A 12,912-nucleotide genomic window follows, 5' to 3' on the forward strand; every position below is an offset into this window, starting at 1 on the left:
CACCCGCAGACGATCCGGCCGAACCCCTGGCGCACACCGCCCTGGCCGCGTCATAGTCACACCAACCCACAACTCGCCGACCCCACATGATCAGCAGCGAGTTACACCACTCAGCGGGACATCACCCCGTAGGCTGGGAGCCTTTGACTGCGATGCTGCAGCAGGTATGGCCGAAGCTCTGCTATCTCAGCAGAGCAGGAACGCCTGGGGATCGCGGTCGTCGCCGTGCCGCGCACCACGGGTGATGGATGTGGTCAGCTACGGAAACTGACGCGAGCTTCGACGGTCAGCCTTCGTCCGGATATCACCGCTGGTGGAGCCAGCGCAGATCTGGTTGGTGCCACGCAGGGCGCACCATTGTGATGTCGCAAGACATCGGAAACCCTCGAACCTACGGGTTCGGGGGTTTCTTTGTGTACTGGGGTTGGTAGTCGCGGGTGGGATCGGTGATCAGCTCGCGGATCAGCTCTCCGGCGGTGGCGTTGACCACGCGGACATGGAGATCGTCGACGAGCCTGGCGGAAGGTTGTCGCGCACGATCGGGCCGGTGACGCGGGGATGGGCGGTGACGTGCATGGCGTAGCGGGAGGTGGTCGCTGACCGGCTCCGCCAGTCGTCTCTCGGGGGAGGCCCAACCGTGATCGGAGACCTCCTCCACGATCCGCACCTCTTGCTGGACTGGTTGCCGGGATGGGCGAACGCCCACGTCCGGCAGCTCACTTTCGCGCCCTCGGTCGCCGCGATCACCCTCGAACTGCTCCACGTCCTGGTCGTACGGCTCCGCGCCGCGCCGCGACGAACGGGGCACGATGCGTGGAGATCTTCGCCCCGCCCAGGGCGGACATGGTCGCGGCTTGTGCGGGCACCTGGTGGATGAGGGCATATCTGTGGCGGGTCCGCCCGGCCAGACGGCCGGACCGCCGCTCGGGATGAGCGGGCTCATTTGCAGGTGGGACGGTGACCGGCGCTGCGTCCCGGGCGGCGCCGTCGGCATACACGCCGTCGATCTGCAGGCCGGACAGGTGAGGGAAGAGGACCGCGAGCATCTCCGAGATCGTCACCCAGCATGATCAGCAGCACTGGCAGCTGAACGCGGGAAGATCACGAAATTAGTGTCAGAGCCAGGCTTCAACCGGAACCGACATCCGGCGAGGTTGGCTGTGGACGAAAGGCCCTGCCGTCCCAGCGGAGCAGGAACGCTTGGCGATCACGGTCGCCGCCGCCGTGTCGCACACGACGGGTGATGGATGCTAGAGCTCGCGGGAGTCGATCGAGGGTATCGCGGTGACGAGATCAAGCCCGGAGACCGCATCGTCGTCCCCATCTTGCACGAGGGCTGCAACGCCTTCGGACGGAATCCCGACCGTCGGCACGGTGGGCCGCGGGCGGTGCGTATGACCGTCCGCGGCCCGGTAGGACCTCATATCAGCTGCGCAGGCTCCACTGCTGGTTCGCGCCGCCGTTGCACGACCACAGGATGATCTTCGTACCGTTGGCGGTGCCGGCGCCGTTGGCGTCCAGGCACAACCCGGACTGCACACCGGTGATGGTGCCGTTGGAGTTCAGGTTCCACTGCTGGTTGGTTTGTCCGTTGCAGTCCCAGATCACCACCTGTGTGCCGTTCGAGGTGCCCTGGCCGTAGGCGTCCAGGCACTTGCTGCCGAACACCTGCAGCTGCTTGCCCGACGTGTACGTCCACCGCTGGTTGGTCTGTCCGTTGCAGTCCCACAGCTGCGCCTGAGCGCCGTTGGTCGCAGTGCCGCCGCTGACGTCCACGCATCGACCCGACTGGCCGCCCACGATCGAGCCGCTCTGCTGGCCGCTCCCGCCGCTTCCTTGCCTGACGAGCGATTTCGACTCAGCCGATCGATTCCCCTGGGCGTCCACCACGTAGAGCCGATACTCACCGGCCGACGTCGGAACGGCGATGGAGGTCGAGGTTCCGCTTGCCCTGGTCATCGTGTTGCCGGCGGTGAAGGAGGTCGTACCCGAGGGAGCCAGCCAGACCGTCTTGCTCGCGTCGCCCGTGCTCCGGATGGGAATCGATGTCACACCGGCGCCGACGAACGTGCTGGCGGGCAGGACGTAGTCCGGCAGAGAAAGATTGCTCTGGGGGATTATGTTCCTGTACGCGTCCTCGAGTCCGGAGTTCACGGCGATGCCATACGCCTGCGACGGCCAGACGTAGTCGGACGATACGAGGATGTCCTGGATCGTGCTGTTCAGCAGGTTCTTGTTGGAGACTTTGTTGATAGGGCCGTATGTCTGCGTGATGCTCAGATCATGCTTACGCCCGAAGTCGTCGGAGTTGATGAGCCACGTGACATTTTTGTCCACGCTCAGGACGTTGTCGCGGAAAGTTATGTACGCAGAGCCTTCGTCCGGGTGGAGTCCGTACTTGTGACCGGCCGGGACGCCCTGCAGGTAGTTGTTGCTGATCGTGGTTCCCGGCTGGCTGCCCAGCGTGTAGATGGGAGCCGTATCGCCCAGGCGCTGCACCGTGTCGATGATGTGGTTGTAGCTGATGTTGTTGTTCTTCGCCGTGGTGGTCGGCCGGTTGGGCTGGATCGAGCCTGACGATCCGTCAAAGTTCCACCACCCCCAGCCGAGCGTTATGCCGGACCACGGGGCTTTCTCGATGCGATTGTGCTGGATGGTCAAGCCGTCGGCGAAGTACGCCGAGATGGGGCTGTGCCCGTTGAACAGAACAGCACTGTCGTAGATGTAGTTGTTCTTTATCTCGATGTTCTTGGGCGCTCCTTCGACCCCCACGGGATACTTCTCGTGATTCGTGGAGGTGTAGTCCCCGATGTAGACATGCTGGGGATGGCCCACAGAGATGGCGGATCCGGCGATGTCGTTCGTGTAGTTCCCGATCAACTGCGTGTTCACCACGTCGTTGGCCAAGGTGATTCCGTCGACGCCGGTGTGCTGGATCCGGTTGTTCTGCAGGACGAGCCCGTCGGCGTTCTCGATCTGAATCATGCCGGGCGCCAGGTCGACATTGCGGTAGTAATAGACGTGGAAGTTCTGCTTGGCATAGGCGAGTGCGCCGAGGTTGCCCTGCTGGGCTTGTTTGAGCACCGAGCCGGCCACGTTGAACAGGTTCCAGTCGGAGTGCTGGACCGTGAGGCCGGAGAATGTGATGTTCCGGGCGCGGTTGCTCGTGGACGTGCCGGCGACCCTGAGAAGGGTGGACACGTTGTTCGGTGCCCAGACCGCCGCGGTCGCCATGTCTTCCGAGCTCGCCTTGTAGTAGTACAAGGTCTTGCTCGTCTTGTCGAAGTAGAACTCGCCCGGCGTGTCCAGGAACTCGTAGGCGTTCATGACCTTGTGGGTGCCGCCGACCTGGGCGTTCCCGTTGAAGGCGCCCTGGGCGATGGCCGCTCCCGGCTGCTGGAACAGAGCTATGCGGTTCGTGCCGTCAGAGGTGACCTGCCGGACTCCCACGATGGCCGTGGTCCAGGTCGTCGACGTCTCTATTTCGATGTCGTCCTGATTGGCGGCGATAGCGGGAAAGTCGCCCAGACTGTACTTCGCCCCCGCGCACTGCGAACCCGATTCCCACGCCCAGGACGCCTGCCCTGCCGTGATGGTGTAAGTTCCGTAGCATCCCTGCGAGCCTATTGTCTTCGAAGCCATGTACGCTCGCTTGTCGTTGACATAGAGCGCACGGAGCTTGTTGCTGCGATTCAGCGGGGCTTTCCAGATGTTACCGCTGTGCTGCGTCCATCCGGTTACCTGAACGCCTCCGCTGAGGATCGGGGTCTCGTTCTGGTACGCGGCGTATATGACCCGGTAACCATTCGTGCCGGAGTCGGCCGGCGTGAAGTCGATTGTGCTGCTGACCGGATAGTTCCCCCCGCGGAGGTACACGTAGATGTCGCCTGTCATGTTGGCGTTCACCGTGCGAACGACGTCCCTCGCGCGCTGCAGGGTTCTGAACGGTGACGTGATCGTTCCAGGGTCGGCGTCATTGCCGTCGGGGGCGACGTAGTAGGTTGCCTGGGCCGCTGCCGAGGCCGGCGTAGTGCCTGCGAAGGTCGGCAGCAACACAGCGGCAACGAACACCGCGAGCGCTGCTAACGCCTTCTCAGTGGTGGACAGGGCTGACTTCACGCTCTGTTCCTTTCGCTGGTTCCGAGCAGATTTTCGCCACGAGATCACCCCGCCTTGGCAGAACTCATCGGGATGTGCCATTGCGCGGGCGGGGCGCCTCTGTCTTGCAGTTGCGGACGTCGATCGCAGGGCCGTGCACCTTTGCGGGCCGAGGGGCCGGATAGCGGGGTAGTGCGACGGAACGCGGCAGGGTCCCCGGTGTCACACGGTGACGATCTGCCATTCCTGGTTGGTGCCGCCGTTCTCGGGCCATTGGATGATCCGGGCGCCGTCGGCTGTGGAGCCCCCTTCGACGTCCGCGCACAGGCCGTTGCCGACGTTGACGAGCCGGTAGTAGCCGCTCGTGGCCGCGGGGACGAGTTTCCACCGCTGGTTCGTGCCGTTGGTGTCGGTCATCTGGACGAGGGCGGCACCCTGGTTGGCGTTCGGGCTGCTGAGGGTCTTGCCGCTGCCGACACTGGTCAGCCGGAACGAGCCGTCGGAGTTCTGCGTCATCCGCCACTGCTGGTTGGCGCCGCCGGTCCATGGCCACTGGACGACGGCGGCGCCGTCGGCGGTGGAGCCGCCGTAGACGTCCATCACCTTGCCGCTCTTGCGGTTGACCAGACGGACGACGCCGCTGGACGGGCCGCCGGCGCCCAGCTCGACGGTGATCTGGGTCGTCGTATCCGCAGTCAGTGACACCTGCCGGGCATGGCTGCCCAACGGCGAGGTGGCGACGCCTGCGCTGGTGGTCACGGAGGTGATCCCGCGCCGGCAGATGAGCGTCACGGTCTGGGCGACGTCGGAGACGACGGTGGCGGTGACGGTCCGGGCGCTGATGTCCCAGGTGAGCGACTCGATCCGGATGCGGTTGCGGCCGCGCACGCCGGTGATCGTGCCCTTGGCGAACTGGTCGGGCAGCGCGGGCAGCAACTCCAGGACGCCGGGCCTGGTGTAGATCAACGCCTCGGCGAGAATCGCGGGCAGCGAGTTGGCGGCGTCGGCGTTGTAGATCGACAGGTTCGGGTTGTGCGAGGTCATCAACGACCGGAAGACCATGTTGTTGCCCAGGATCTTCCGCAGGTTGCCGTACACGCCGGCGCCGTCCTTGAGCCGGGCTCGGGCGAGGCTGCGGTGGATCGCCCCGTGGGCCTCCCCGCCCTCGTCCCCCCGCAGATCCAGGGCACGGCTCGCGTAGCGGATCAGGTCGGGCTTGTCCTCGGGGTTGATCTCGTGCAGCGGCCAGACCGGGTACATGTGCTGTATGTGACGGTGGTTGTACCGGTCGCTCAGGCTGGGCCACGACCATTCCGCGAGCGCCCCGTCGCCGTTGATCCGATAGTCGGGCATCTTGGCCAGCAAGGCGGTCCAGCGTTGCACGCCCTGGCCTGGGCCCTGCTCGGTGTCCAGGAAGTCGGCGGCGTCGATGGCGGCCTGCAGCGCGTGCTTGCCTGCGGCGATCTCGCCGGTCGCATTGATCGACAATTGCCTGCCGGTGTTGCCGGGGCTGTTCTCCATGGAGAAGCACGGCACGAAGACGACCTTGCCGTTGGCGTCGGTGCGAGTGAGGAAGTCCTCATAGAACAACGCGAGCTCGATCAGGACCGGGGCGAGCTTGGTGCGGTAGAAGGTGGCGTCACCGGTGACCTGGTAGTACTCGAGCAGTGGATAGAGCAGCCAGTCGGCGCCGCCGATCCAGGTGTGGCCGGGGAACCCGCTGTCGAAGTGCAGCATCTTGCCGTACTCGCCGTCGGTACGGGAGGGAGCGAGCAGGCCGCGAGTGCCGTAGAGGTTTCTGGCGTTGGTACGCCACTCGTTGATCTGTCCGAGGATCAGGTTGAAGTAGCCGTCCATGGCTTCGGTGAGGGACAGGACGTTGCCGCCGGCGACCTGGAAGTTGACGTTGGCGTCGGTGGTGAAGTCCCCGGCCCACGCCGCGTCCCAGGCGCCTGTCCACAGGCCGGTCAGCCGTGGTGGCAGGACGCCGCTGGAGCTGAGGAACAGGTAACGGCCGGAGTCGTACATCCGCTCCAGCAACGCGAGGTCGATGACGTTGCGGTTGGAATTCTGCCGCGCGATCAGCTCACTGGTCGACAGTTGCCGATCGGCGGCGCTGACGTTCAGGTCGAGGCGTGACCGGTCGTACAGCGGGGTGTGCAGGGCGGCATGCCGCGCGAGCAACGTCGCGTAGTCGGCGCTCTGCGCGCCCAGCGCCGTGTGCAGTGGTTTCGCGTCCCACGCCGTGGACGATTCGTAGCGGTCGAGTTTGGTCAGCAGCACGAGTCTGGTCGCCGCGGCCACGACGATGGCCGACCCGCTCACCCGTACCGAACCGCCGGTCGCGACCACGCGGGTGACGCCCTCATAGCCGAACGCCCCCTGCCCGGCGGGGTACGTGCCCCGCAGGTTCAGATAGCCGTCACCGTTGCCGACCGTGGCCAGGGTGGTGAAGCCGACGGACCCCGGCACGCCGCTCAGGGCCGTGTTGACGCTCAGCGTGGTGTCGATCGTCCGCCCCGGCGCGGGAGTGAGCTCGTGGACGATCACCCGGTCGGCTCGGGAGACGAAAGCCCGGCGCGTCCACGCACCATAACTGTCGGTCCACGTCGAGGTGACCTCCCCGGTCCTGAAATCGGTCATCCGGGTGTAATCGCTGACCGTCGTCATTCCCGGGGTGCTGATCCGCAGCTCGTAGCCCGGATGGAAGGTCTGGGTCCAGCGCAACGACCAGCCGGAGGTGAAGTCACTGGTGGCACCGTTGAAGTCACCGGCAAGCGCCTTGTCCCTGACGCCCGGCAACCGGCCCGACAGCACCGGCGGAGTCAGGTTACGGGTGCCGTTGGGCATCACAAACCGATGATGCGTGAAGACCACCTTCTCCAGGGTGGGCGCGCCGTAGAGCATGGCCCCGTACTCGCCGTTGCCGCTCAGGAAGGCATCGGTCCAACTCACGGCGGCAGCCGTGTCGTAGATGCCGCGTTGCGGCAGCGTCAGCTGCGGCGGCACGGCGGCAGCGGCCCGGTCAGCCGAGATCGCCGAGGGGAGCACGGCAGCGCCGACGGTCGCCGCAGTGGTCGCGATGAAGTGTCGACGATTCAGCGGCACGCTCATTGAAGCTCCTGGTGGTGAGTCGGGGGGTGATGCTTGCGGTCGAGCACCGCCCGTACCGCCACGGCTGGTCCGCCGCCGCGGTACGGCCGCCACTCGACGGGACACGCTGATGCAGGGCATGCAGTCAAAGGGGTGCCTCCGAAGGCAAGAACACAGGGGTTTGTCCGGAGGACATCCCATGAATAGGCTCGGTTTCGTGCAACGTATGACGTCTGATGTGTTGGGTCAAGGAGACAATCGCGAGCGCCGCGTAACCCGTCGCGCCGACGGGACGGCCGACGTCTTTTGCGGGAGCTGAATGAAACTTTCGTCGGCACGAGGTTGAGCGCCAGGACGGCGACCGCGAGGTGTACGCCTACCGTCGGTTGCTTTCCTCTTCATCCGTGGGCGCGACTGGCCGCGAGGAGTCATCCTATCTTTGGTAGCCGTGGAAGGGTTCTGTCGCCCTGTCGAACCGGCTCACCCGCCAGCACCCAGTCCTTCGGTCCTCGGCCGTATGGCGACCGGGCAGCCCGCGCGCAGATCTGGTTTGTGCCTCGCAGGGGCACCATTGTGATGTCGCAGGACATCGGAAACCCTCGAACCCACGGGTTCGGGGGTTTGTTTGTGCACTGGGGTCGGTCGCCCCCGCGTCGCTAGGGTTCGGTGTCATGGTCACCCCCCTGGAGCCTGATGACCCGCGCGTACTGGGTGAGTTCACACTGAGGGGACGGCTCGGCGAGGGCGGGCAGGGGGTGGTGTTCCTCGGCCGGTCGCCCCGCGGTGAATCGGTCGCGGTGAAGGTGCTCAAGTCGGGGCTCGACTCGTCGGTGAAGGAGCGGCTGGTCCGCGAGCTCGACGCGATGCGCGGCATCGCGCCCTTCTGCACCGCCCGGGTGCTGACCGCGGTGGTCGATGGGCGGATGCCGTACGTGGTGAGCGAGTTCATCGACGGGCCGTCTCTGCAGCAGCGGGTCGATTCCGGCGGTCCGCTGCGGGGCGGCGAGTTGGAACGCCTCGCGGTCGGCACGGCCACGGCACTGACGGCCATCCACGCGGCCGGGATCGTGCACCGGGACTTCAAGCCGGCCAACGTGCTGCTGGGGCCGGACGGCCCCCGGGTGGTGGACTTCGGCATCGCCAGGCACGGCGCGAGTGACACGATCACGGCGGGCCCGGTCGGCACCCCGGCCTACCTGGCTCCCGAGCAGATCGCGGGGGACCCCGCCACGCCCGCCTCCGACGTGTTCGCCTGGGGAGCCACGATCGTCTTCGCCGCCACCGGCCGTCCGGCCTTCGGCGCCGCCGGCGTCCCCGCCGTCATGCACCGGATCCTGACCGCCGAGCCCGACGTCTCGGCACTGCCCCGGCCGCTGCGCGGGGTGGTCGAACGGTGCCTCGCCAAGGATCCCGCGCGCCGGCCGGCCTCCCGCGACCTGCTGCTGGAACTCGTCGGGTCCGCCCCCGACCCGCTCAAGGCGGGCGCGGCCGCGGCGACCACCAGGCCGGAAGGCGTACGGCAGGGCGGGACGACCGCGATCCTCCCGGCCTTCCCGGCTCCCGGTCCGGCCGGGACGATTCCGCCGGACCCGCAGGCCACCGGGGCGGGCGGCCGTCGGCGGGCTTCCCGCACCGGGATCGTCGCCGGGGCGGTGGCCGCCGTGGCCGCGGTGTCGGTCACCGCCACTCTGCTGGGGCCGCGCCTGCTGTCCGGCGACAAGGCCGCCACTCCGTCGACCGCCGCCACGACGACGACCGTCTCGCACACCGCCGGCTCACCGGCACCGCCCGCCGGCGCCACGCCGGGGGAGACCGTCACGGCCGACGGCGGCGCGATCCAGGACGACGCCGGCGCGGGACAGGACGACGCCGGCGCGGGACAGGACGACACGGTGACGACGGACGACGCCGCGGGGGATGCCACAGCGACTCCGAAGGCCACTCCCGTGCCGTCCACCACGCCGGGCGGGACGGTTCCGGCCGCGTTCGCCGGCACCTGGGGAGGCCATATCGAGCCCGACCAGTTCGTGGGAACCAGCGAGACCGACGTCCAGATCGTGCTGGAGCCGGGCAGGCGCACCGGAAGCTGGAAGGACACCAACAGTTCATGCCGGGGAAGTCTGACGCTGACGCGCAGCTCCGGCACGGCACTCGTCTTCCGGCTGGACAAGTGCGCCGCGGGCAGGATCACCCTGATCCAGACCGGCGAAGGGCTCGCCTATCAATGGGACGGCGACGAAGGCGACGTCACCTTCCAGGGTCTCCTGGTCAGCGACTGACCGCTCCGCATGCCGGCAGGCGGTGTTGGTCGTTTGTTCCCTATAGGGCTCTGGGCTTCTATGCCCGTCACCGCCAGTCGAGCCGGAGGTGCGCGGGTTCACTCCGGTTGATCTGCTGAACATAGGGTTGGGCGGTATGGCGCTGCGACTTGGTCTGCTGAATTTCAAGGCCCGGGATAACTCGGCGCTCGGCCGGTTCTGGGCGGAGGCGCTCGACTGGGGTGTTTTCAGCGAGGGACCCACTGTGACAGGCGTTGGCCCCTTGGGCTTCGTCTGGCCCGACTCCGTCGCCGTCTGCGTCTGTGTCGTCACCGTCCCGGACCCCGAGACGGTGAAGTACCGCGTGCATCTCGATCTCGCCACCACCTCCGCGGCCCATCAGGCGGAGTTGGTCGCGCGCCTGAAGGAGCTCGGCGCGACGCCCGCCGATGTGGGCCAGGGCGACGTCCCGTGGACGGTTCTGGCCGACCCGGAGGGCAATGTGTTCTGCGTGCTGGAGCCTCGGGAGATCTACCGGGACACCGGGCCGATCGCCGCGGTGGTGGTCGACTGCGCGGACCCGCGGGCCATGGCCCGGTTCTACGGCGAGGCGATGGACTGGACCCCGCACGAGGTGACAGACGATCACGCGGTGCTGCGTTCGGCCAAGGGTGTCGGGCCGTATCTGGAGTTCCTCCGCACAACGCCCGGCGAGAGGACCTGGTGGAACCGCGTCCATCTCGACCTGATGCCGTACCGCGGTGGCGATCAAGCGGCGGAGGTCGCCCGGCTGCAGGCCCTCGGTGCGACGCTCGCCGACGTCGGCCAGGGCGATGCGTCGTGGGTCGTCCTCGCCGACCCTGAGGGCAACGAGTTCTGCGTACTCGCTCCAGCCTGACGCGGAGCCCACGTCGCCTCCTTACCGCGCCTTCGCGCCGGGTGCCGCCGGTTGGTCCAGCCCATATGTGTCGAATGGGTGCCACCAGCACCGCCGTGGGACGCCGGGCTGATGTTCGTCTTCAACGCAGGCGTGCTCACTGTCCACAAGGGCGGGGCGACATCATCCACTGACGATACGTGTCAGTGGACGGGCCGTACTGTCCCGGGCATGGCGTTCATCCAGAAGATCACGCGGCTGCTCGACCCGATCGCGGTCGACGACCGGCATCACGACGACCGGCCCGGGCGGGCATTCGAGCCGAGGGGCGAATCTCCGGACCGTGGCGACTACCTGGCCGGCAACCGGCCGGAAGGGGCGGGACTGTGAACGACTTCGACTTCTTCGTCGGCACGTGGGACGTGGCCAACCGGAGGCTGCTGAAGCGAGGTGTCGGCAGCGACGAGTGGGAGGAGTTCCCCGGGCGCTGCGTCGCGTACGGCTTCTTCGACGGCGCGGGCAGCTTCGACACGCTCACGCTGCCCACCAGGGACTTCGACGGCGCGACGGTCCGGACGTACGACGCCGAGCGGGACGAGTGGTCCATCTACTGGATCAACAGCAGGCGCGGTCTGGATCCGGTCCCGGTCGTCGGCCGCTTCGTCGACGGGGTCGGCACCTTCTACGCCGACGACACCGACGACGGCCGCCCGATCCGCGTCCGGTTCATCTGGTCGGGGATCACGCCCGACTCGTGCCACTGGGAGCAGGCCTTCTCCTACGACGGCGGCCAGACCTGGGAGACCAACTGGAGCATGGACTTCACCCGCGCCGGGTGATGCCGTAAGGAACCTCAGGCGGTGAGGTCGGCTGTGGACGTGAGGATCTGCCGTACACCGGCAGGTGCGCGGGCCCCACTGTCTTTCGCGCTCCGGATGACAAATCCGACAAGATTCGTTAATTTCGGCCTCTCGTCCCCACCGCCACCGGAGTTATGACATGGTCACCGCCTTTCGCGCGACGATCGCATTCGGCCTGCTAGCGGGCTTCTATGTGCTGGTTGCCGCCGTGTTCGGGGCCACGGTGCTCGTCGACGTCGCCGTCCTGCGGCACGTCACCGCAGGCTCGGCGAAGATCGCGATCGTGCTCACCCTGGCCGCCCTGGCGCTGCTGCGCGGTCTCATCCTGGTCAACCGCCGCGGACGCCAGGAGGAGCCGGGCGTCGCGGTCGGGCGCGGGGACGAGCCGGTGCTCTGGCAGACGGTCGAGGAGTTGGCCGCACGGGTGGGGACCCGCCCGCCGGACGAGATCCGGCTGGTCGCCGAGGTGAACGCGGCGGTGAGGGAGGACACGAGCTGGCTGGGGCTGCGGGCGGGCCGGCGCGTCATGTACGTCGGTCTGCCCCTGCTGATGACGCTTTCGGTGGACGAGATGCGCGCGGTGCTGGGACACGAGCTCGGCCACTACAGCGGTGCGCACACGAGGCTGGGCGCGCCGGTGTATCGCGGCAGGATCGCGGTGCTGGCGGCGGTCGCCTCCCTGCGGAACCACGCCTTCATCCAGAAGCTCTTCTCCTTGTACGCCAGGCTGTTCCTGCGGGTCTCCCAGGCCGTCTCCCGCCGGCAGGAGCTGGAGGCCGACCGATTCGCGGCCGCCGTCGCGAGCCGTGAGGCCGCCGGGACCGCGCTGCGCAAGGTGCACGGCACGGCGGACGTCTGGGACCTGTTCATGGAGCGGTACGTCGGCATGACCGGCATGGCGGGCAGTCGTCCAGCCGACCTGTTCGGCGGCTTCCACGCCCTCGCCGACGCGCATCGGACGAAGATCGTCCAGGCGGACGGAGGCGGCGAGGAGGCCGGGCCGTACGACTCCCACCCGAGCCTGCCGGAGCGGCTGGCCGCGCTCGCCGTCCTGCAGGACGTCCCGCACGCCCGCGACCCGCGTCCCGCGCTGGCGCTCCTGCGGGACCCCGCCGTCGCCGCGCGCGCTGTGGAGCAGACCTTCTGGACGGAGGAGGCGCTCAAGCTGCGCCCGCTGCCCTGGGAGGAGATGGTCGCCCAGGGCATGTACGTGGGTGTCAACGACGAGGCGCTGCGGGACCTGTCGGCCGCGGGCCAGCGGGTCGCGGGCGGGCCGGAGCCGTCCCTGGACGCCGCCCTGGAGGCGCTGGCCCGCGGCCAGGCCGCCGCCCTCCACGAGGAGCTCGTCCGCCTCGGGTGGCGGCCGTCGCCGGACCTGGTGGCCAAGGTCCTCGCCCGCGCCGTCGAGGGCGTGCTGATCGGTAGCGGCAGGGCCCGGTGGACGCTGTCGTGGACCGGCCCCGCCACCTTGCGCGACGCGACGGGCAAGGAGGTCGACGTCGAGGAGTACGCGGCCCGGGTCGCGGCCGATCCCGCGCAGGTGCCAGGCCTGCGCCAGTGGTTCGCGCAGATTGGCGTGTCGCTGCGGCCGCGGACGCCCGTCACCCCCTGACGCAGGCCACTAGCCCGCCGGTCGTCCCCGGGCGCGCCGACCACCTCTGGTCATGCATCTGATTCATGTCGTGGCACGCAGAACATGTGTTTGTCTGAGGGGATCGGGGTTCAC

Annotated in this window: 8 protein-coding genes; 5 read left to right on the forward strand and 3 right to left on the reverse strand. The window is 67.8% G+C overall.

Annotation, left to right across the window (positions count from 1 at the left end):
• Positions 1 to 391: 391 nt before the first annotated feature.
• The 3 genes from HHX35_RS42890 to HHX35_RS40220 form a co-directional block, all read right to left on the reverse strand.
• Positions 392 to 763 (reverse strand): hypothetical protein, encoded by a 372-nt coding sequence (locus HHX35_RS42890; protein ID WP_220506456.1) that lies wholly within the window; start codon positions 761 to 763, stop codon positions 392 to 394.
• A gap of 662 nt (positions 764 to 1,425) precedes the next feature.
• Positions 1,426 to 4,119 (reverse strand): RICIN domain-containing protein, encoded by a 2,694-nt coding sequence (locus HHX35_RS44975; RefSeq protein ID WP_220506457.1) that lies wholly within the window; start codon positions 4,117 to 4,119, stop codon positions 1,426 to 1,428.
• Positions 4,120 to 4,320: 201 nt separating this feature from the next.
• Complete coding sequence (locus HHX35_RS40220) at positions 4,321 to 7,212, reverse strand: glycosyl hydrolase family 95 catalytic domain-containing protein (protein ID WP_182903848.1); 2,892 nt, start codon at positions 7,210 to 7,212, stop codon at positions 4,321 to 4,323.
• Between the two features lie 650 nt (positions 7,213 to 7,862).
• On the opposite strand from HHX35_RS40220, the gene HHX35_RS40225 reads away from it, so the two are divergent.
• From HHX35_RS40225 to HHX35_RS40245, 5 genes are all read left to right on the forward strand, one after another.
• Positions 7,863 to 9,470: a serine/threonine-protein kinase gene (locus tag HHX35_RS40225; protein WP_182903849.1), complete on the forward strand. Its 1,608-nt coding sequence runs from the start codon at positions 7,863 to 7,865 to the stop codon at positions 9,468 to 9,470.
• Positions 9,471 to 9,606: 136 nt separating this feature from the next.
• A complete protein-coding gene (locus HHX35_RS40230; RefSeq protein ID WP_182903850.1) occupies positions 9,607 to 10,347 on the forward strand; it encodes a VOC family protein in 741 nt (246 codons plus the stop codon).
• A gap of 210 nt (positions 10,348 to 10,557) precedes the next feature.
• Positions 10,558 to 10,716 carry a hypothetical protein gene (locus tag HHX35_RS40235; RefSeq protein ID WP_182903851.1) on the forward strand — a complete coding sequence of 53 codons (159 nt, stop codon included), beginning with the start codon at positions 10,558 to 10,560 and terminating at the stop codon, positions 10,714 to 10,716.
• On the forward strand, positions 10,713 to 11,165 hold the full coding sequence (locus HHX35_RS40240; protein ID WP_182903852.1) for a hypothetical protein: 453 nt from the start codon (positions 10,713 to 10,715) through the stop codon (positions 11,163 to 11,165). The genes HHX35_RS40235 and HHX35_RS40240 overlap by 4 nt, the downstream gene beginning before the upstream one ends.
• A 160-nt stretch (positions 11,166 to 11,325) precedes the next feature.
• Complete coding sequence (locus HHX35_RS40245; RefSeq protein WP_182903853.1) at positions 11,326 to 12,798, forward strand: M48 family metallopeptidase; 1,473 nt, start codon at positions 11,326 to 11,328, stop codon at positions 12,796 to 12,798.
• Positions 12,799 to 12,912: the final 114 nt, after the last annotated feature.

Source organism: Microbispora sp. H10830, from assembly GCF_014161375.1.
Taxonomy (GTDB): Bacteria; Actinomycetota; Actinomycetes; order Streptosporangiales; family Streptosporangiaceae; genus Microbispora; species Microbispora catharanthi.

What these genes read in the sequence shown, in the direction of transcription:
- HHX35_RS40220 (WP_182903848.1), bottom strand. Translation starts at nt 7,212, where the DNA reads ATGAGCGTGCCGCTGAATCGTCGACACTTCATCGCGACCACTGCGGCG.
- HHX35_RS40225 (WP_182903849.1), top strand. Translation starts at nt 7,863, where the DNA reads ATGGTCACCCCCCTGGAGCCTGATGACCCGCGCGTACTGGGTGAGTTC.
- HHX35_RS40230 (WP_182903850.1), top strand. Translation starts at nt 9,607, where the DNA reads ATGGCGCTGCGACTTGGTCTGCTGAATTTCAAGGCCCGGGATAACTCG.
- HHX35_RS40235 (WP_182903851.1), top strand. Translation starts at nt 10,558, where the DNA reads ATGGCGTTCATCCAGAAGATCACGCGGCTGCTCGACCCGATCGCGGTC.
- HHX35_RS40245 (WP_182903853.1), top strand. Translation starts at nt 11,326, where the DNA reads ATGGTCACCGCCTTTCGCGCGACGATCGCATTCGGCCTGCTAGCGGGC.